The following is a 19909-nucleotide window of genomic DNA, read 5'->3' as shown; positions in this document are numbered from 1 at the left end:
TCGGAAGAACGGGCACGGCTCGTGGGACGCGCCTCGTGAACGAGAGGCCCCGCCGCGTGCACGCCGTTCGGTACCGGAAGCCCCGCCAGGATCACACCGGCCGGTCGTCGTCCGGCCTGAACCGGCATGGCCGGTCGAAGGCCGCTCCGGGGATCACTCCGGGCGGTCGGCGAAGACGACGATCTCGTCGATGTCACCCCCGGGGGTGACGTGCACCATGTCCGTCCCGGTCAGCAGGCTCCGCCCGGAGGCGTCCTCGTAGCGCCACCCGAAGCGCGCCCACTCCCCGGGGGCGTCCACCCGTGGCAAGGGCCGGGAGGTGGGCGAGGCGGTGGCCGTGGCCGCCCTACGCGGGCGCGGTACGGCGCAGGGCCGTCGCGGTGTCCCGCAGGACCTCCAGCAGTGGGACGAGCAGGGGGTGGCGTTCCGCGCCCCGGCGTACGGCGGCGAAGACACGGCGTTCGGGTCCCGCGACCTCGCGGACGGTCACACCCGACAGGCCGACGCCACGCAGGGCCAGGCGCGGCACCATCGCCACCCCGGCCCCGGCGGCGGCCAGCGCGACCACCGCGCTGAAGTCGTCGGAGGAGTGGGCGAACTCGGGGGTGAAGCCCGCGTGCTCGCAGGCCAGGGCGATCACGTCGTGGCAGGGGTTGCCGGGGTAGGGGCCGATCCAGGTCTCGCCGGACAGGTCCGCCACCGTCACCTCGCTCCCGGACAGGGGGTGGCCTGAGGGGAGCACCACGTCGAAGGGCTCGGAGTACAGCGGTACGCGCGAGAGCCGCCGGTCGTCCTCGGCCGGGGCGCCGCGGTACTCCACGGCCACGGCCGCGTCCACCGCCCCGTCCAGGACCATGGTGAGGCTCTGGTCGCCCTCGGCGTCCAGGACGCGCACCCGGATGCCCGGCTCCCTGTCGCGCAGGACGCCGACCGCCGGGGCCACGACCAGGCCGATCGCGGTGGCGAAGGAGGCCACCGTCACCTCGCCCGCCGTACCGGCGGTGTGGGAGGCGATGTCGGCCCCGGCCCGCTCCAGCTGGGCGAGGACCTCGTTGGCGTGACCGAGCAGGATGCGGCCCACGGCGGTCAGCCGCACGCCCCGGCCGTCGCGGTCGAGCAGCCGGTGTCCCACCTCGTGCTCCAGGGCGAGGAGCTGCTGGGAGACCGCCGAGGGGGTCAGGTGCAGCGCCGCCGCGGCCGCGGTGACCGTACGGTGATCGGCGACCGCGCGCAGGGTCCTGAGCCGCCGCGTGTCTATCACGCCTGTATTGTCGCCGAGATCACCCGCGCCCCGTGCCCGGACCCGTCCGGAGGACCGGCGGTCCGAGGGGGAGGGGGACGGGGCGAGGGGACGGGTGTTCAGCCGCGGGCGGCGACGAACGCCTCGATCGCGTGGTCGACGTCCTCGGCCGAGTGGGCGGCCGAGAGCTGGACCCGGATCCGGGCCTGGCCGTGCGGGACCACCGGGTAGGAGAAGCCGATCACGTAGACGCCCCGCTCCAGCAGGCGCTCGGCCATCGCCCCGGCCTCGGCGGCGTCGCCGATCATCACCGGGACGATGGGGTGGTCGCCCGGCAGGATGTCGAACCCGGCCTCGGTCATGCCGGTGCGGAAGCGCGCGGTGTTGGCGCGCAGCCGCGTCCTGGCCTCGTCCGAGCCGCTGATCAGGTCCAGGACGCGGAGCGAGGAGGCGGCGATCACCGGTGCGAGGGAGTTGGAGAACAGGTAGGGACGCGAGCGCTGGCGGAGCAGCTCGCAGATCTCCTTCCGCGCCGCGACGTAGCCGCCGCTGGCCCCGCCGAGCGCCTTGCCGAGCGTGCCGGTGAGGATGTCGACCCGGTCGCGTACGCCGTGCAGCTCGGGGGTGCCGCCGCCGTGGTCGCCGACGAAGCCGACGGCGTGCGAGTCGTCGACCATCACCATGGCGTCGTAGCGGTCGGCCAGGTCGCAGATCTCCGCCAGCGGGGCGACGTAGCCGTCCATGGAGAAGACGCCGTCGGTGACGATCAGCCTGCGCCGGGCGTCGGAGGACTCCTTGAGCCGCGCCTCCAGCTCGGCCAGGTCGCGGTTGGCGTAGCGCAGCCGCCGCGCCTTGGACAGCCGGATGCCGTCGATGACGCTGGCGTGGTTGAGCGCGTCGGAGATGACCGCGTCCCGGTCGTCGAGCAGCGTCTCGAACACCCCGCCGTTGGCGTCGAAGCACGAGCTGTACAGGACCGTGTCCTCCTGGCCCAGGAAGGCCGACAGCCGCGCCTCCAGCTCCTTGTGCACCTCCTGGGTGCCGCAGATGAAACGGACCGACGCCATGCCGAAGCCCCAGCGGTCCAGGGCCTCCTTGGCGGCGGCGACCACCTCGGGGTGGTCGGCCAGCCCGAGGTAGTTGTTGGCGCAGAAGTTGAGCACCTGTCCGCCCCCGGCGACCGCGATCCCGGCGCGCTGCGGGGTGGTGATGACCCGCTCGGGCTTGAGCAGGCCCGCCTCGGCGATCTCGTCCAGGGTGGTACGGAGGTCGTCGCGAACGTTGTCGAACATCAGGCCGTCCAATCCATGATGATCTTGCCGGTCTTGCCGCCGGCGGCGGTGTCGAAGGCCGCGTCGAAGTCGCGGTAGGAGAAGCGGTCGGTGATCACGGGGGACAGGTCGAGGCCCTTCTCCAGCAGCACGGACATGGCGTACCAGGTCTCGTACATCTCCCGGCCGTAGATGCCCTTGAGGGTGATCATCGAGGTCACGATGGTGGCGAAGTCGACGGCGAACTCGGAGGAGGGCAGGCCGAGCATGGCGATCTTCCCGCCGTGCGACATGTTGGCGATCATCTCGCGGAGCGCCCGGGGGTTGCCCGACATCTCCAGGCCCACGTCGAAGCCCTCGCGCATGCCCAGCTCGTGCATGCCCTCCTGGACGTGCGTCTCGGCGACGTTCAGCGCCAGCGTCACGCCGAGCTTGCGGGCCAGCTCCAGCCGTTCGGGGCTGACGTCGGTGATGACCACGTTGCGGGCGCCCACGTGCGTGGCCACCGCGGCGGCCATCAGCCCGATCGGCCCGGCACCGGTGATCAGCACGTCCTCGCCGACCATGGGGAAGGTCAGGGCGGTGTGCACGGCGTTGCCGAAAGGGTCGAAGATCGCCGCGATGTCCGGGTCGACCGGCGTCCGGTGCACCCAGACGTTGGAGGCCGGGAGCGTCACGTACTCGGCGAAGGCGCCGTCGCGGTTCACCCCCAGGCCGATCGTGTTGCGGCACAGGTGCCGCCGGCCTGCCATGCAGTTGCGGCACTTGCCGCAGACGATGTGCCCCTCCCCGCTGACCAGGTCGCCGGGGGCGATGTCCTCCACGCCGGGCGCCACCTCGACCACCTGGCCGCAGAACTCGTGGCCGATGATCAGCGGTGTCCGCAGCGTCTGCCGGGCCCAGGCGTCGAAGCTCCGGATGTGCAGGTCGGTGCCGCAGATGCCGGTGCGCAGCACCTTGATCAGCACCTCCCCGGCGCCGATGGACGGCTCCGGCACGTCCGCCAGCCACAGGCCGGGCTCGGCCCGTTCCTTGACCAGTGCCTTCATCGCGGATCTCCCCTCGTTCCGACCCTACGCACTGTGCCCCGTGGCCTTCGGGGTGTCCATCGCGGTTTTCTTAATCCCACCGACGGCATTGCTTCACACCCGGTTCCCGAGTCCTAGAGGAGTACCCGGACATCTGCCTGCGAACCAGGAGGTAGACGGCTCCCACCCTGGTCAGCCCCGACCGGACCGGGCCTCGATGAGCGCCGCGACGCCGTCGAGCAGTGGCCCGAGGCCGAACTCGAACAGCTCGTCCGGGTCGAGGTCGTGGCCGTCGAGGGCGCTCAGTGCCCACTCGGCGTACACCAGCAGGCTCGGCACCGTCAGCGGCCGATGGAGCGGGCCGATGTGCGCCGGCAAGGGATGGCGGCTTCACAGCGCCCGCGCGCCCGCTCGAGGCGGGCGCGCCGGTCGTGCGGGGTGCCGGGGCCGCGGGGTCGGGTCTCCACCGTCCCCTCCTGGCGCAGCGTGGTCAGGACCCCGGTGGCCGTGGCCAGTGCGACCCCTGGCAGGGTCGGTTCGGTCACGGCGACGCCGGTCACTACGCTTCCGGCCCGCCGGGTGTCCGGGTAGGGCCGCACCGTGAGGGGATCACGAGGTGGTGCCGCTGTTCCGCTCCTGGTGGAGGGGACGCTCCTGCCGGCCGTCGGCGAGACCGTCGGTGAGGCCGTCACCGGGCAGGCGCGAGGGGCCGGCGCTGAGCTGACGCGGCCCCAGGTCGGCCTCGGCCGCCTCGGCGACCGCCTCCGCGGCGGCCTGCTCGGCCAGCTTCCGCTCCTCGGCCGCGGCCTCGTTGACCCGGGGGGTCTCGTTGACGGCCGACGACTGCGGCAGCGCCTCGGTGAACGCCTTGGAGACGCCCTGGATGGCGGAGGTGACCTCGCTGGGGATCACCCAGAACGTGTTGTTCGGGCCCTTGGCCAGCTCGGGCAGGACCTGGAGGTACTGGTAGGCCAGCAGCTTGGGGTCGGGGTCGTTGCGGTGCACCGCCTGGAAGACCTCGTCGATGGCCTGCGACTGGCCCTCGGCCTTGAGGATCGCGGCGCTCCGGTCACCCTCGGCCCGCAGGATCGCGCTCTGCTTGTCACCCTCGGCGGTGAGGATCTGCGACTGCCGCTGGCCCTCGGCGTTGAGGATCGCGGCGCGCTTGTCCCGCTCGGCGCGCATCTGCTTCTCCATCGCCTCCTTGATGCTCTTGGGCGGGTCGATGGCCTTGATCTCCACCCGGTTGACCCGGATGCCCCACTTGCCGGTCGCCTCGTCGAGCACGCCGCGCAGCTGGCTGTTGATCGTGTCACGCGAGGTCAGCGTCATCTCCAGGTCCAGCGAGCCGACCACGTTGCGCAGCGTGGTGACCGTGAGCTGCTCCACGGCCTGGATGTAGTTGGCGATCTCGTACGCCGCCGCCCGCGGGTCGGTGACCTGGAAGTACAGCACAGTGTCGATCTCGACGACGAGGTTGTCCTCGGTGATCACCGGCTGGGGCTTGAAGGAGACGACCTGCTCACGCAGGTCGATCATCGGATAGACCCGGTCGATGTACGGGATCACGAAGTTGAGACCCGGCCCGAGGGTGCTGTGGTAGCGGCCGAGCCGTTCCACGTTGCGGGCCCGCGCCTGCGGGACGATGCGCACCGAACGGATCACGGTGAAGACCGCCAACAGGACGACGAGGAGTCCGGCTATGAGTAGAGCGTCCATGTGTCACTCCCGGGGATACACGAGCGCGGTCGCGCCCTCGATCTCGATCACGTCGACGGTCGCGCCGGCGGGGATCACCAGGGTCTCGTCGTAGGCCCTGGCCGACCACTCCTCACCGCCGATCCGCACCCGGCCGTCCCGGCCGGTCACCTCGCGGAGCACGTAGGCGGTCTTGCCCACGAGTGCCTGGATCCCGAACCGCTCACTCCGGGACCGCTGGGCCAGATGCCGCTTGGCGATGGGCCGCACCACGGTCACCCCCGCGCCCAGGGCGACCGTGAAGGCCACCAGCTGGAGCGGCACCGGCAGCCCGAGGACGGCGGCGACGGCACCGAACAGGGCGGCGCCTCCGAGCAGGCCGAGGGCGGTGGTCAGGGTGAAGATCTCGGCGATCCCCAGAACGACGGCCACGATCAGCCAGATGACCCAATAGTCCATGCTCCGGCCCTCCTACTCGTACAACGGGACGGATGTCCGGGAGGTTCCTTCTCCACCGTATGTCTTCGTACGAGTGCTGTCAGGGGACGCCTTCCCCGGCCGCCGGAGAGACGGCCGGGAAAGGCGTCCGGGGAGGGGGCCGGGAAAGGCGTCCGGGGGCCTAGCGCGCGGGCTCGATCCTCCCCGAGACCTCGCCCAGGGAGATCACAGCGCCGCCGGGCCCGGGAGCGGTGGCGGTGATCGTGACGACGTCCCCGTCCTCCAGGAAGCTCCGCGTCGAGCCGTCGGGGAGCTTGAACGGCTCGGTCCCGTTCCAGCTCAGCTCGATGAGCGAGCCGCGTTCGGCCTGCTCGGCGCCGGAGACCGTGCCGCTGGCGTAGAGGTCGCCGGTGCGCAGGGACGCGCCGTTGACGGTCATGTGGGCGAGCATCTGGTCGGGCGTCCAGTACATGTCCCGGTACGGCGGCCGGGAGACCACCTCGCCGTTCACCGCGACCTCCAGCCGCACGTCCAGTCCCCACGGCTCCTGCCTGCGCAGGTAGGCGGGCGGTTCGGGGTCCTGGCGACGTCCCTCGACGCGGGCCTCGAACAGGGCCGCGAGCGGGGTGATCCACGGGGAGACCGAGGTGGCGAAGGACTTGCCGAGGAAGGGGCCCAGCGGGACGTACTCCCAGGCCTGGATGTCGCGGGCGCTCCAGTCGTTGACCAGCGTCACGCCGAACACGTGGTCCTCGAACCGCCCGGCCCGGTCGCCCAGGGCCGTCGGGACGCCCACCACGAACCCCAGCTCCGCCTCGATGTCCAGCTTGGCGGACGGGCCGAAGACCCCGGCGCCGCGCTGCCCGGCCGGCCGGACGATCGGGGTGCCGGAGGGGACGACCGTCCCGGCCCTGCCGTGGTAGCCGACCGGCAGGTGCCGCCAGTTGGGCATCAGCGGCTCGCCGTCCGGGCGGAACATCCGGCCCAGGTTGGAGGCGTGCTCCAGCGAGCAGTAGAAGTCGACGTAGTCGGCCACCTCGAACGGCAGGTGCAGGGTGACCTGGTCCAGCGGGACGAGGTGCCGCTCGACCACCGCGCGGTCGGTGCTCAGCTTGTTCTGGATCAGCGCCCGGGTGTCCCGCCACGCGGCCGGGCCCCTGGACATGAAGGCGTTGAGCGAGCCGGTGGCGAACACCTCGTCGTGCAGGGCTTCGGCGAGGTCGAGAACGTGGTCGCCGTACCGGACGCCGACCCGGGGGGTCTGCCCCTCCTGGCGGGAGAAGACTCCGTAGGGCAGGTTCTCCGGACCCCAAGACATCACGCGATCTCCTCTGCTGTGTCGAACGTCGTACCGGGCACGGGGCCGGGGCCGGTCCCGGCGGAGGGCGGGCGGTGCGCGATCAGGCCCAGGGCGACCAGGTCGTCGATCGGGGTGCCCGTGCTGCACGACCCGTAGGAGACCAGCAGCTCCCGGGCGCGCGTGGCGATCTCCTCGGGTACGGCCTGGGCCGTCCGCACCAGCCCGCCGACGTCGGTCAGCTTCAGCACGGCCACCGGGTCGCGCCCCTGTACGGCCGCGCACACCGCGAGGACCAGGTTGAGGAAGCCGTGCCGGTCCACGCCCAAGGCGGGATCGAAGTGGCGGACCGCGTTGTGCAGCCCCGCCGTCGCCTTGAACGGCACGCCGTGCTCGGCGCAGTGCGCGATCAGGGCCCCCAGGTCCTCGGCGCGGGGGAAGGCGTCGGCGGCCGGCCCGCCGCAGCGGACCTTCAGGCCGGGCCCGGAGGCGTCGCGCGGCAGGGACGCCGGGTCGCCGGGGACGACCTCGACGAAGAGCCTGGCTCCGGCGGGCATCCGGTCGGCCAGCCGCTCGGCCACGTCCCCGGGCGTCTCGCCCGGTCCCTGCCGTACCTCGACCAGTTCCACGGTGAGGTCGTCCAGCGGGGGGAGGTCGGGCACGTCCAGGATCAGGCCGAGCCGGATCGGGAAGGTCACCCGCTCCCGGAGCTCGTCCAGGCGGCCGGCCGGGCAGAGGAACCGGTGGGTGAGCACCGGATCGCCGCCCGCCAGGTCGTTCCTGTGCCGTTCCAGCGCCTTGGACATCGGCAGTGCGGTCGGCGGGAAGAGCCCGGCGTCGTCGACGAGCCCGCGGAACAGGGGGGCGGTCCCGGCGCCCGCTCTCGTCCCCGTGGCCCCGTCGGCGTGCGTGCTCGCGTCTGCGCTCATGGCCTGTCCCTACCCACCCGCGGGCGCATGACCGTGCCCGCGGGTGTGACCGTGCTCGCGTTCACCGCCGGGCCGCTGCCGGCCGGCTCCGCGGCGGCGGCCGCCGGGCCGGTGCCGGCCGACGGGCCCCCGCTCGTACGGGGGCCCGCGCTCGTCACCGGGCCCATGTCCACGCGTAGCCGGGGTCCTCCACCGACAGCCCGGCCGGGCCCAGGTCGAGGGGGCGGAAGGTGTCGACCATCACGGCCAGCTCGGTCGTCTCCGTGTGCCCCTGCCGTACCGCCTCGATGACCGCCTCGACGGCACCCGGCTGCGGGCCGTGGGTGAACCCGGCGGGGTGCAGCGAGACCGAGCCGACGTCGATGCCCGAGCCCCGGCGCGCGGTGTAGTCGCCGCCCGCGTAGAACATCAGCTCGTCGGAGTCGACGTTGTGGTGGTTGTACGGGATCGGGATCGCGTCCGGGTGGAAGTCCAGCGGCCGGGGGCAGAACGAGCAGATCACGAAGTTCGGGCCCTCGAAGGTCTGGTGCACCGGCGGCGGGGCGTGGGTGCGCTTCACGATCGGCTCGAAGTCGTTGATGTTGAACGCGTACGGGTAGAGGCAGCCGTCCCAGCCGACCACGTCGAACGGGTGCTCGCGGTAGACCAGCCGGGTGAGGCCGCCGCGCGTGCGGACCAGCACCGGCACCTCCTGGCCCTCGACGACCAGCGGCTCCTGCGGGGTCCGCAGGTCGCGCTCGCAGTAGGGGGCGTGCTCCAGGAACTGGCCGTACTTCGACAGGTAGCGCTTGGGGGGCCGGATGTGCCCGGACGCCTCGACGGTGAACGCGGTGACCCGGCCCTGCGGCACCCACCGGTGGATCGTCCCGGTGGGGACGACCACGTAGTCACCCTCCCCGGCCTCGATCACCCCGTACGTCGACTCGAACCTGACCCGCCCGCTCGCGATGTAGACGCACTCGTCGCCCATGGAGTTGCGGTAGAGGCCGCTGGCGACGTCGGTGGCGGCGTACGAGAGGCGGACGTCGGCGTTGCCCGCCAGCAGGCCGCGGCCGGTGACCAGGTCGCCCCCGTCGGGAAGGTCCTGGGTGCGCAGGTGACGCGGGGAGAGCGGCAGGTTGGGCACCAGCCTGCCGGTCTCGTCGGGCGCGACGGCCTCGGCCTTGATGATCGCCGTGGGGAGGTGGCGGTGGTACAGCAGCGACGAGTCGCTGGAGAACCCCTCCTCACCCATCAGCTCCTCCGCGTACAGCCCGCCGTCGGGCCGCCGGAACTGCACGTGCCGCTTGCGGGGGATCTCTCCCACGACCCGGTAGTACGGCATCCGCTTCTCCCGCTCTGTCCGCTTATCGGACGCATACGTCCTTTATACGTACAACGATCGGTCAGGGTGGGAGAGATGTCAAACATGCCGGTGAGGGCCGTACCCAGGGGTGCGCGCTGGGTGTGGGCGGCGGCCGGTGAACGGGATTCGGCGGCCGGTCTCCGGCGCGCGCGTCAGCGGGTCCGGCGGTAGCGGGTCATCGGGCCGAGCAGGCCCGGGATCGTCTCGAAGGGGGTCATGCCGAGGCGCTCGGCGACGGCGACGGACGCGGCGTTGCCCTCGTCGACCTCGGCCAGCACCTCGGGCAGGCCCAGGGTGTCCAGCGCGTGCTCGACCACGGCCCGCGCCGCCTCGGTCGCGTAGCCGTACCCCCAGGCGGACGGTGCCAGGCTGTAGACCACCTCGACCCCGGCCCCCTCCAGGGACCGCAGACCCGCCGTCCCGAGCAGCCCGGCCCCCTGCGGTTCGGCTCCCTGCCCGATCCCTTCACGTCTCCGGACGGTCCACACGCCGTACCCCGACGCGGCGAAGTCCCGCTCACTCGTCTCGACGATCTCCGCGATCTCCGCCGCGGGCAGGACGTCCCCGTCGAACAGGAACCGCCGTACCTCCGGGGAGGTCCAGTGCGCGCGCAGCTCTTCCAGGTCACGGGTGCCCACCGGCCGCAGCACCAGCCGGCCGGTCGTCAGGACGTGGTTCATCCGCACCCTCCAGGACGGTCACAGAGTCCGACCTCACGGTAACGATCACAGATCGGCCGGGCACCCCGTTTCCCCGCGGCACCCGGTTCTCCCTGCGGCACCCGCACCGCCTTCCCGCTCCTCCTCTGGCAGCGACGTTCTCAGGTCAGCGAGCCGGACAGCTCGGCCGCCGCGACGGCGACGCGGGGGCCGACGACGTCGGGGTCCAGGGCGGTGAAGGCGACCACGCCCACCGACGCCTCCAGCCAGGGAAGGCCGGGTACGGGGGCGGCGACGCCCCGCGCGCCCTCCTGGAGCTGTCCCTCGGAGGCCAGGTAACCGGTGCGGCCCTCGCGCAGGGCGAGGATGGCCAGCCCGGCGGCGCCCCGGGTGAGCGGGTGGCGCGACCCCTCGCGGTAGGCGACGTGCATGTTCGTCCAGGAGGGTTCGACCACCGCGACCGCCAGGCCCTCGTCGCCCTCGGCCACCGTCAGGTGCGCGGTCGCCCCGACCTCCTCGGCGAGCTTGCGCAGGGTGGGCAGGGCGTCCTCGCGCAGCAGCGGTTGCACCGCGCGGGCCAGGACCAGGACGCCGAAGCCCAGGTGGACCCGGCCGCCGCCGTCCCTGCGGACGAAGCCCTGGTTCTGCAGGGTGGTGAGCAGCCGGTACACCGCCGGGCGGCTGAGCCCCAGCTCCGTGGCCAGCTCCGTGGGGGTACGGCCCCGTCGGCCGTCGGCGAGCAGCCGCAGCAGCCGCAGGCCGCGCTCCAGGGTCTGCGAGGATTCGGCCGCCATCTAGGACGCCCGCCGGGCTGGAACCATGCCCCGATTATCGCCGTGACCCTGTCATGCCGGTAATGACCGGCGGCCGGGAACGTGCAGGGCTTCGGCAAGAATCCCGGTGCGCGCCGGGGACGGCATGGGGCTATGACCCTTTCGGTATGCCGGGAACGTCGCGAGCCTGCCTGCGCGAATCCAACGGAAGGTTACGGCGGGCCGTCGATTTCCTGACCGGGGCTGTTGAGGTCAGGGTGATCTGGGTAAAGTGCGAATCGATCGTTTTGACGGTATTCACCGGGGAGTTTCGGATATGCGACCTACTCTGCGCCGGGCTCTCGCCGTCGGTGCCGCCCTCGCGCTCGTCGGTGTGATGACGCCGAGCGCGGCGTACTCGCAGGACGATCCCCGTGACTGTTCCGACCTGCTGGGCGCCGACGCCCCGGCGTTCATGGTCTGCACCTGGCTGGCCAAGCCCGAGGAGGCCCTCGGTGTGGCGCTGTTCTGGGGGAGTGACGACGCGGCCCACCTGAAGGAGGCCACCCCCTCGGACGGCAAGTTCATCGACTGCTCGGCCTCCGGTTCCTTCTGCCCGGCACCGGGCGAGGACTCCGTCGAGGGCGACGAGAACTCCCCCCTGCCCGGCGGCGAGGACGGCGGCACGCCCGAATGCGAGGCCGGCGGGCAGTGCTCGGTCGACGGGCACGGCGAGGGCGGCGACGGTACGGACAACGGGTCCGAGAACACCGGTGCCACCACCCCCGTCGGCACCCCCACCCCGACGCCGTCCGCGGCACCCGCGTCCGCGTTCGCGCAGGACCCCGCCGCCGCGACGGCGGCCGCGCAGAGCCCCGCAGGACAGGCGATCACCGCCGCGAAGGACGTACGGCTGAGGGTCTGGATCGACACCGAGCTGGCCGACGACTGGAAGGCGGGCACCGTGGCCTTCACCGCCGCGGTCAAGCGCATCGGCGCGCTCGCCGCGCGCCCCGAGGTGGCGGGCATCCGGTTCACCTCCCAGCTCGGCTACAACACCACGTTCGGCACGGAGGCCGACGTCACCGCGTTCGTCACCGCCGCCTCCGACGCCCTGCGCCAGGTCGCGCCGGGCAAGCGGCTGGGCGTCCACACGGTCGTGCCCGAGCTGGCCTGCGGCGCGAACGACGCCTGCAAGACCGAGATGCGCAAGCGCCACCCGCTGCTCGCCCCCGAGAAGGTCGAGTCGCACCTGATCGCGGGCCGCGTCGACCAGCTCTCCCTGGACAGCGGCCTGCTCTACGGCGGCTACGCCACCTGGAAGATCGACGCCGACCAGGCCCACCGCAACCAGTGGATCCAGGTCCGCGCCCGCTCGTGGGACGTGCTGGCCCAGGTCGCCGCGGAGGAGACCGGCCTCGTCGGCCAGGTCAGCGACGCCCAGATCGCCACCCGACTCGGGACGCCCGTCAAGGACGGCGGCGCCCAGCAGGTGAACGTCTGGACCCGGGTGAAGAACGCCGACGGCGCCGTGAACCGGCTGACCGCCTGGGAGCAGCTGAAGAAGCTCACCCCGATCCAGCGCCGCCTGGCGGCCGTCTACAACCCGGCCACCCCCGAGAAGGACGTGGCCGCCGACCTCAAGCGGCTCTCCGAGATCGTCGGGCAGGTCTACCTCACCACCGGCTGACAGGCCGTCACCGCCGCGTCATCCGCACCGGCCGTCGGTGAGGCGTTCCATCGCGGTGAGGTCGAGTTCCATCGCGCTCGTTCCCGGGGGCAGGCCCAGCGCCCGGACCGTACCGGCGCGCAGCTCGCCCGCGTGGCCCAGCACGGTCCCGTCGGCGAGCAGCTCCAGGCAGCGTCCGGTCAGCCAGGGCGCGTACGCGGCGGGGCGGGTGACCAGGCCCGCCCCCATGACGTGGGCGGCCGTGCGCGCGGCGTCGACCGCGCGGGCCCACGACGACTCACCGGTCAGGGCGACGGCGAGGTGACGGGGCTGGGCCGGGACGGCGGCGTCCAGCGCGGCGAGCTGGTCGTCGGTGGGGCGCCGGCCCGTCGGAGGGACGGGCGGCGGGCCGGTGCCCGGCAGGGACGTGAAGACCGTTCCCTGCTCGAAGAGCGCGGGGTCGCGGTTCCCCCGGGTGAGGTTGAGGGCCAGTGCGGCCAGCAACCCGGGGAGGAGCGTGGTGCGCAGCGACCGCTCGCGCGGGTCGATCGGGTTCGCGAGCACGGGCGCGGCGCGGCGCGGATCGCCGGGCGCCAGGTCGAAGGCTTCCCACGCGGCGTCGCAGACGAACGGGAGACGCGGTGTCTCGACGTACCCGGCGTCCGCGAGGGCGTGACCGATCCGCCGCTCAAGGCTCCGCGACCGCGGGAGCCCGTCACGTGCCCCTCTGCCCGGCGCCCCCCTCGCGCCGAGACCACCGCGCGTCAGGGGAATGGTCTCCATCTCCGGTACGGCCCGCGCGGCCGGTACGGCCGCCGGGACGGGCGTGGCCCGCGGGCCCGGCGTCGTCCGCACGCCCGGAGCGCTCCGGGGGCGGGGCCGGTGCCGCGGTGTGCCCGAGGGCGGGGGATCGTCCGCCCGCAGGCCGTCCATCCGCAGCAGGGGCCGGACGTCGCCGTCGACGAGGTCGCGCACGTCCCGCAGCCCGTGCCGGAGCATCAGCGTGCGCTCGACGCCCAGGCCGAAGGCGAACGCGCCGTACCGGTGCGGGTCGACGCCGCAGGCGGCCAGCACCCGGTGGTGGACCGGGCCGCACCGCCCCCATCGCGCCCACCCCGTGCCGCCGCACGTCCCGCACGGGCCCGCACCGGTCCCGTCGTACGTCCCCGCGGGGGAGTCCTCGCAGGGCGCGGTGCCGTGGCAGGCCGGGCACTCCACCTCCACGTCCGTCTCCGCCGGTGGCCCGGCGCGCACCGGCCGCCGGGGACGGAGCCGGATCGCCGTGCCGGCTCCGAACACCGAGGCGGCGAAGTGGTCGAGGGTCTTCCCCAGATCGACCGCGGTGAGGCCCAGGTCGACGGCGACGCCCCCGACCTCGTGGAACACCGGGCCGTGGACGGTGCCGGCCGCCTCCGGCCGGAACAGGCGGCCCGCGCAGACCGCGCGGAGCGGCGGGGGGGTGGCGAGCATCGCCCGCACCCGCAGCGACGCGCTGTGGGAGCGCAGCACCAGCCCCGAACCGCGCCGGTGCCCGTCGGGGTCCGTGGGATCCCGCACGCGCAGGACCCGGCCGGGGCGACGGCCGTCCGGGCCGTCGGGGTCGTCAGGGCCGCCGGGAAGGACGGGACGATCGGCGGGGACGGGGGGGCCGGGAGGGTCGGTGGTCGTGAGGAGATCGGCGACTCCGGGTGGGCCGAGGGCGTCGGCGGAGACGAGGGTGAACCATTCCGCCTCGACCTCGGGCCCCTCGGTGACGCGGTATCCGAGGTCGAGCAGGACGTCGGTCATCTGCTCGGCCATGACGGTCACCGGATGCCGGGCCCCGCGCGGCAGGCCCCCGGACCGGCCGCTGGATGCTCTCCTCATCGACTGCTGGGCCTCTTCCCCTGTGAGTGCGCCGCCGTGCCCGCCCGGCATGGCCGGGTCCGGACGCGGGCGGTCCCCGGTGTGGTCGGGTGGAGAGCGGCCGGATCACCTTCCGGCCGGAATCCGGCGGGACACGGCGAAGACACGGGTCGCGGCGCGGCGGACGACCCGGGGTGCGAGACCCGGAACCGCCTCCGGAGCAGGCCGGGCCCGCCCCTGCGGAGCGTTCGCGGCGCACATCCCCCGTCACACCGGGTGCTGATGTGACTACCCAAAGTTATTGTCCGGTGAACGGAGAGTCAACTTTCCGTCATGACGACGGCGACGGCGCACCCGGGTCCCGCGGTCCCAAGGGCAGGCAGGATCACCGGGAACGACCGGCAGGACTCACGCTTCCCGCAGGGCCGGGTCTCATCGCGCCGTACGCGCCCGCGGACATGGTGACGGACCCGGCCCGGATGTCCGGGCCGGGTCCGCCGGGGCCCTTCGAGGCCGTGGGAGCCGCCGGGATCCGGCGGGAGGCTCAGCCCGCCCGGTGCCGGCTGAGGTAGCCGGCGAACTCCTCCAGGGAGATCAGGCCGTCGCCGTCCAGATCGATCTTCGCGACGGCCGCCGCGGCCGCCTCCGGGGTGATCGGCTCGCCGAGCACCTCCATGAGGCGGGTCAGCTCGGGGACCGAGATGAGGCCGTCACCATCGACATCGACGATCTGGAACGTTGTCGTGTAGTCGTCCGCCACGATTGCATCCGCCTTCCGGCAGCAGGAAAATCAGACGCCACGCACACTAGCGGGATCCACGAGACCCACCGGCCGCAGGCCGGAGGTTTCTCCCACCCGCGGCACGATCACCGCCCGGGACCGGCCGCGGGGGGACCTCAGGCCCACCCGGACCGGTCACGAGCGGAACCTCGGGCCCGCCCTGACGGCCGTGAACGGAACGTCAGACCCACCCGGAACCGGTCACGAGCGGAGAGCCCGTCAGACCACCGCGCCCGACCCCTCACGCGGGCGGGCCGGCCTGCGGCCCTTGGGCCGGGGAGGCGTACCCGGCCTGCGGCGCTCCAGCTCGATCGCCAGCGGGCCCGCGACCAGCGCCGAGGAGAGCGTGCCGACGACGATCCCGATCAGCAGCGCCACCGCGAAGTCGGTCAGCGAGTCGCCGCCGAGCACCGCCAGCGCGGCCAGGATGAACAGCGCGCCCAGCCCGGTGTTGACCGTGCGGGGCACGGTCTGCAGGATCGCGGTGTTGACCACCTCGCCGAACGGCGCCTTCGGCCGCGCCCCCCACAGCTCGCGGACCCGGTCGAAGACCACGACCTTGTCGTTGACCGAGTAACCGACCACGGTGAGCATCGCGGCCAGGAACACCCCGTCGATCGGCTTGCCCAGCCACGCGAACGCGCCGATCACCACGGCCACGTCGGCGACCAGCGCCAGCACGGTCGCCAGGCCGAACGTCCAGCGGAACCGGAAGGCGAGATAGCTCAGCTGCGCCAGGAGCGCCACCCCCAGCGCGATCAGCGCGTTGCGGCGCAGCTCCTCTCCCAGGCTCGGCCCGATGAGCTCGTCACGCTCCTTGACGACCTGGGCGCCCTCGCTCTCCAGCGCGTTCTCGATCCTCACCACCTCGGCGGGGCTGATCTGGCCGGTCCGCACCGAGATGCCGTCGTCGGAGGACTGCACCACCGCGTTGGGGAAACCGGCCCGGCCGACCAGCTCGCGGGCGGCGTCGGCGGTCATCGGGGTGCTCGTCGTGTACTCCACGAGCCGGCCGCCGGTGAACTCCACGCCGAAGTCGAGCCCGCGTACCGCGACCCCGGCCATGGAGGCGGCCACCAGCACGCCGGCCACCGCGTAGTACACGGCGCGGCGGCCCATCAGGTCGGGCCGGTGCGTGTTCAGCCAGGTGCGGACGCGCCCGATGCCGGACAGGCCGGTGATGCCGGGCCGGGCGGTCACGGCGGGCAGGCTCACCGCCCACTGGGCCAGGACGCGCGTGATGACCATGGCCGTGATCAGCGAGGCGATCACGCCGATGCTCAGCGTGACACCGAAACCGCGTACCGGGCCCGACGCCAGCATGAACAGCAGCCCCGCGGCGAGCAGGGTGGTGATGTTGGAGTCGGCCACCGCGCTCCACGCGTTGCGGAACCCCTTCTCCAGCGCGCTGCGGAACACCGGCTCGGCCGCGTACTCCTCGCGGGCCCGCTCGAAGACCAGCACGTTGGCGTCCACCGCCATGCCGATGGCGAGCACGAAACCCGCGAGTCCCGGCAGGGTGAGCGTCGCGCCCAGCCCCACCAGCGCCGCGTACGAGATGAGGGCGTAGCAGGCCAGCGCGGCGGCGGCGATGAGACCCACCAGGCGGTACGTCACGATGATGAACAGCGCGGTGAGCGCGATGCCGATGACCGCGGCCTGGGCGCTGGCCGCGATCGCGGCGGAGCCGAGCGTCGGGCCGACGGTCCGCTGCTCGATGATCTCCACGGGCACCGGCAGCGAACCGCCCTTGATCAGCAGGGCCAGGTCGCCGGCCTCCTCGGCGGTGAAGTCGCCGGTGATCTGGGTGGAGCCACCGGGCAGGCCGACGTTGCAGGCCACGTCCTCGTTCACCTGCGGCGAGACGATGACCTTGTTGTCGAGCACGATGGCGACCCTGCGCTTGGGGTCGCCCGGCTGGGCGCAGGCGGCCTCGCCGGTCAGCTTCGCCCACGCGGCACGGCCGCTGTCGCGGAAGTCGACGGTGACGAACCACGCGGTGCCCTGCTGCGGGTCGATCCCGGCCGCGGCGTCGCCGACGCCGTCGCCGGTCAGGGCCGCGGGCCCGATCTGCACCGGAAGGCCGCGGTCGTCGGGCAGGATCTGCTCGCCCTTGCCCGGCTTGGTCCCGGACGCCGGGTCGGGGGCGGCGAGCACGGGATGGAAGGTGAGCTGCGCGGTCTTGCCGATGACCTCGGCGGCCTTGGTCGGGTCCTGCACGCCGGGCAGTTCCACGATGATGCGCCGCTCGCCGGAGCGGGCCAGCGGCGCGTCCGCCACGCCCAGGGCGTCGGCCCGGCGGCGGAGCACCTCAAGGGTGCGGTCGGTGGCCGCGGCGTCGGCCTTGACGGTCGGTGAGTCCCTGGTCTCCAGGACGAGCTGGGTGCCGCCGCGCAGGTCGAGACCGAGGCGCGGCGACATGCTGAGGGCGATGAAGAGCGAGGCGGCGATGACGGCGAGCGCGGTCACCGCGCGTACCACCGGGGCACGCGACATGGGAGCCTCCACAGGCTTGGACGTCGGGGACGGCTTCGCGGACGGCTTCGAGCACGGCTTCGGACACGGCTCGGGGACGTCCTGGGAACGTCACCGGGCGCGGTTCGAGCGCGGCCCGGTTCGGGTCCGGGCGCGAATCCGGGTACGGCTTCGGGGGCGACTTCGGGTGCGGGTTCCGGTACGGCGAAGGCACCCCGGGCGACGCCGGGGTGTCTCAGCTCGTCGCTGTGGAGGCGGGTGGTGCGCGGCCCGGCCTGACGAGCAGGGCCGCGAGCGAGCGGGTGCCCTCGTCACCGGCCGGACGGGAGCCCGGCCCGGCCGGGACGGAGGGATGCCACGGATCGGCCGGTGGAGCCGCGGACGGGGTGCCGCTTCCGCCGCCCAGGCCGATCCCGAGCCCGGCCAGGGCGGTGACCAGGGCACCGCGGCCGGTGTCGGAGACCGGGCGGGAGAGGGAACGGTGGTCACCGGAGAGGTGGGAGGCGGTGGGCTGCCGCGACGGGGCGGCGGCGACGCCTCCCGCTCCACCGGAGACGAGCAGCGGCAGCAGCAGTGCGAGCAGCCAGCCCAAGGGCGCGCCGCGCCGTGGCTGTCGCATGATCCCTCCCGGCCGTCCCGTCCACGGTAACCGGTCGGCGGACCGCCGTGGCGCGGTTCCTCCTCCGACCCGCCAGAAGTGATCGTCGAGCCTCACCCAGGGACAGGGCTCATAAACGCCTCAGCCTGGGGTAGTGCGGACCTATGCGACTGACCTACACGGCCGATCTCTGGTGGAAGAACGCCGTCGTCTACTGCCTGGACGTCGAGACGTACAAGGACGGGAACGGTGACGGCATCGGGGACTTCCGGGGCCTGACCCAGCAGATCGATCACCTCGACCGGCTGGGGGTGACCTGCATCTGGCTGATGCCGTTCTTCCCCAGCCCGAGCCGCGACGACGGCTACGACATCAGTGACTTCTACTCGGTCGACCCGCGCCTGGGCACCCTGGGTGACTTCGTGGAGTTCATGCGTACCGCCAGGGACCGCGGCATGCGGGTGATCGCCGACCTGGTGGTCAACCACACCTCCGACGAGCACCCCTGGTTCAAGGAGGCCCGCGCGAGCAAGAAGTCGGCCAAGCGCGACTGGTACATCTGGCAGGACGAGCCCGGCCCCGTCGACCCCAAGGCGATCGTCTTCCCCGACAAGGAGGACAGCCTCTGGGAGCTGGACAAGAAGACCGGCCAGTACTACTACCACAGCTTCTACAAGTTCCAGCCCGACCTGAACACCGGCAACCCCGAGGTCCGCGACGAGATCGCCCGCGTTCTCGGCTTCTGGATGGAGCTCGGCCTGTCCGGCTTCCGGGTGGACGCGGTGCCGTTCCTGATCGAGGGCATCGGCGGCGACCCGCACGAGTTCCTCGCCGACCTGCGGGCCTTCATGAACCGCCGCGACGGCTCCTCGATCCTGCTGGGCGAGGTGAACCTGCCCTACCCGGACCTGATGAAGTTCTTCGGCGACGCCGGCAACGGCGACGAGATCACCATGTGCTTCGACTTCATCGCCATGCAGCGGTTCCACCTGGCGATGGCCCGCGAGAACCCGGAGATCCTCGCCGACGCCCTGCGCGACCGGCCCAAGCCGCCCGACGACTCCCAGTGGGCGATGTTCGTCCGCAACCACGACGAGCTGACGCTGGACAAGCTCACCGAGGCGCAGAAACAGGAGGTCTTCGACGCCTTCGGCCCGGACAAGGACATGCAGGTCTACGACCGGGGACTGCGCCGCAGGCTGCCGCCGATGCTCGGCGGCGACATGCGCCGGCTCAAGCTCGCCTACAGCGTGCTGTTCTCGCTGCCGGGCACGCCGGTGCTCTTCTACGGCGAGGAGATCGGCCTGGGCGAGAACCTGGAGGCCGAGGGGCGGATGGCGGTCCGCATCCCCATGCAGTGGTCGTCCCGCGGTGGTTTCTCACCGGACCCGAAGACGCGGGTGGCCTCTCCCACCGGTGAGTTCGGCCCGCAGAACGTCAACGTCGAGGACCAGCGCCGCGACCCCGACTCGATGCTCCGCTGGGTCATGCTGCTGATCGAGCGCTACCGCGAGTCGCCCGAGCTGGCCTGGGGCGAGTACACCATCCTGGACGCGGGGGACACGGCCGTGCTGGCCCACCGGGCCGACGCCGAGGGCGGCACCGTGGTCGCCGTCCACAACTTCGCCGGCCGCAAGGCGGAGGTGGAGCTCGTGCTGGAGGGGCTCGGCGACTTCGAGGTCCTGGTGGACCTACTGGTCGACGGCGTGGTCGATCTGCCCGCCGACGGCAAGGTGACGTTCACCCTGGAGCCGTACGGGACGCGCTGGTTCCGCGCCTCCGTCCGGGACGCGGCCCCGGACCAGACCTCGGCCAAGAGCTGACGCTCCCCGCTCCCGACCGCACGACCTCGGCCGCACGACCGTGCGGCCGTACGACCTTCGA

At 72.8% G+C, this 19909-nt stretch carries 18 protein-coding genes; 2 read left to right on the top strand and 16 right to left on the bottom strand.

Annotated features, from left to right (window positions below; translation table 11 throughout):
• Positions 1 to 153: 153 nt before the first annotated feature.
• The 12 genes from ACIBCT_RS29200 to ACIBCT_RS29145 all read right to left on the bottom strand — a co-directional run bounded on the left by ACIBCT_RS29200 (position 154) and on the right by ACIBCT_RS29145 (position 10699).
• Positions 154 to 309, bottom strand: coding sequence for a hypothetical protein (locus ACIBCT_RS29200; RefSeq protein WP_399193936.1), 156 nt, complete (start codon positions 307 to 309; stop codon positions 154 to 156).
• Between the two features lie 37 nt (positions 310 to 346).
• A complete protein-coding gene (locus ACIBCT_RS29195) occupies positions 347 to 1261 on the bottom strand; it encodes a LysR family transcriptional regulator (protein WP_399193934.1) in 915 nt (304 codons plus the stop codon).
• Positions 1262 to 1359: 98 nt separating this feature from the next.
• Positions 1360 to 2532 carry a glycine C-acetyltransferase gene (locus tag ACIBCT_RS29190; RefSeq protein WP_399193932.1) on the bottom strand — a complete coding sequence of 391 codons (1173 nt, stop codon included), beginning with the start codon at positions 2530 to 2532 and terminating at the stop codon, positions 1360 to 1362.
• Positions 2532 to 3560, bottom strand: a complete 1029-nt coding sequence (gene tdh / locus ACIBCT_RS29185; protein WP_399193930.1) for an L-threonine 3-dehydrogenase — start codon at positions 3558 to 3560, stop codon at positions 2532 to 2534. Before tdh ends, ACIBCT_RS29190 begins: the two co-directional genes overlap by 1 nt.
• A gap of 171 nt (positions 3561 to 3731) precedes the next feature.
• Positions 3732 to 3917, bottom strand: a complete 186-nt coding sequence (locus tag ACIBCT_RS29180) for a hypothetical protein (RefSeq protein ID WP_399193928.1) — start codon at positions 3915 to 3917, stop codon at positions 3732 to 3734.
• Positions 3918 to 4148: 231 nt separating this feature from the next.
• A complete protein-coding gene (locus tag ACIBCT_RS29175) occupies positions 4149 to 5258 on the bottom strand; it encodes an SPFH domain-containing protein (protein ID WP_399193926.1) in 1110 nt (369 codons plus the stop codon).
• A 3-nt stretch (positions 5259 to 5261) separates the two neighbouring features.
• Positions 5262 to 5696 carry an NfeD family protein gene (locus tag ACIBCT_RS29170; RefSeq protein WP_399193924.1) on the bottom strand — a complete coding sequence of 145 codons (435 nt, stop codon included), beginning with the start codon at positions 5694 to 5696 and terminating at the stop codon, positions 5262 to 5264.
• Between the two features lie 160 nt (positions 5697 to 5856).
• Positions 5857 to 6993: a fumarylacetoacetase gene (fahA, locus tag ACIBCT_RS29165; protein ID WP_399193922.1), complete on the bottom strand. Its 1137-nt coding sequence runs from the start codon at positions 6991 to 6993 to the stop codon at positions 5857 to 5859.
• Positions 6993 to 7901 carry a hypothetical protein gene (locus ACIBCT_RS29160; protein ID WP_399193919.1) on the bottom strand — a complete coding sequence of 303 codons (909 nt, stop codon included), beginning with the start codon at positions 7899 to 7901 and terminating at the stop codon, positions 6993 to 6995. The genes fahA and ACIBCT_RS29160 overlap by 1 nt, the downstream gene beginning before the upstream one ends.
• Before the next feature lie 154 nt (positions 7902 to 8055).
• On the bottom strand, positions 8056 to 9225 hold the full coding sequence (locus ACIBCT_RS29155; protein ID WP_399193917.1) for a homogentisate 1,2-dioxygenase: 1170 nt from the start codon (positions 9223 to 9225) through the stop codon (positions 8056 to 8058).
• 173 nt (positions 9226 to 9398) lie between these two features.
• A complete protein-coding gene (locus ACIBCT_RS29150) occupies positions 9399 to 9926 on the bottom strand; it encodes a GNAT family N-acetyltransferase (protein ID WP_399193915.1) in 528 nt (175 codons plus the stop codon).
• A 140-nt stretch (positions 9927 to 10066) separates the two neighbouring features.
• On the bottom strand, positions 10067 to 10699 hold the full coding sequence (locus tag ACIBCT_RS29145) for an IclR family transcriptional regulator (RefSeq protein ID WP_399193913.1): 633 nt from the start codon (positions 10697 to 10699) through the stop codon (positions 10067 to 10069).
• 295 nt (positions 10700 to 10994) lie between these two features.
• Here ACIBCT_RS29145 and ACIBCT_RS29140 point away from each other — a divergent pair, with 295 nt between their 5' ends.
• Positions 10995 to 12347, top strand: coding sequence for a hypothetical protein (locus tag ACIBCT_RS29140; RefSeq protein WP_399193911.1), 1353 nt, complete (start codon positions 10995 to 10997; stop codon positions 12345 to 12347).
• 18 nt (positions 12348 to 12365) lie between these two features.
• Here the strand turns inward: ACIBCT_RS29140 and ACIBCT_RS29135 are convergent, their stop codons facing one another.
• From ACIBCT_RS29135 to ACIBCT_RS29120, 4 genes are all read right to left on the bottom strand, one after another.
• Positions 12366 to 14192: a hypothetical protein gene (locus ACIBCT_RS29135; protein ID WP_399193909.1), complete on the bottom strand. Its 1827-nt coding sequence runs from the start codon at positions 14190 to 14192 to the stop codon at positions 12366 to 12368.
• A 523-nt stretch (positions 14193 to 14715) separates the two neighbouring features.
• Complete coding sequence (locus ACIBCT_RS29130) at positions 14716 to 14931, bottom strand: EF-hand domain-containing protein (RefSeq protein ID WP_399193908.1); 216 nt, start codon at positions 14929 to 14931, stop codon at positions 14716 to 14718.
• Positions 14932 to 15171: 240 nt separating this feature from the next.
• Positions 15172 to 17448: a protein translocase subunit SecD gene (gene secD, locus ACIBCT_RS29125; protein ID WP_399193906.1), complete on the bottom strand. Its 2277-nt coding sequence runs from the start codon at positions 17446 to 17448 to the stop codon at positions 15172 to 15174.
• 214 nt (positions 17449 to 17662) lie between these two features.
• Entirely contained in the window at positions 17663 to 18046 is a 384-nt protein-coding gene (locus ACIBCT_RS29120) for a hypothetical protein (RefSeq protein ID WP_399193904.1), read from the bottom strand.
• Between the two features lie 143 nt (positions 18047 to 18189).
• On the opposite strand from ACIBCT_RS29120, the gene ACIBCT_RS29115 reads away from it, so the two are divergent.
• Positions 18190 to 19848, top strand: a complete 1659-nt coding sequence (locus ACIBCT_RS29115; protein ID WP_399193902.1) for an alpha-amylase family protein — start codon at positions 18190 to 18192, stop codon at positions 19846 to 19848.
• Positions 19849 to 19909 lie beyond the last annotated feature (61 nt).

The sequence above is a fragment of the Streptosporangium sp. NPDC050855 genome (genome assembly GCF_044456585.1).
Taxonomy (GTDB): domain Bacteria; phylum Actinomycetota; class Actinomycetes; order Streptosporangiales; family Streptosporangiaceae; genus Streptosporangium; species Streptosporangium longisporum.
The sequence above is the reverse complement of the archived record's forward strand: the minus strand, read 5'-3'. Positions and strand labels throughout refer to the sequence as shown.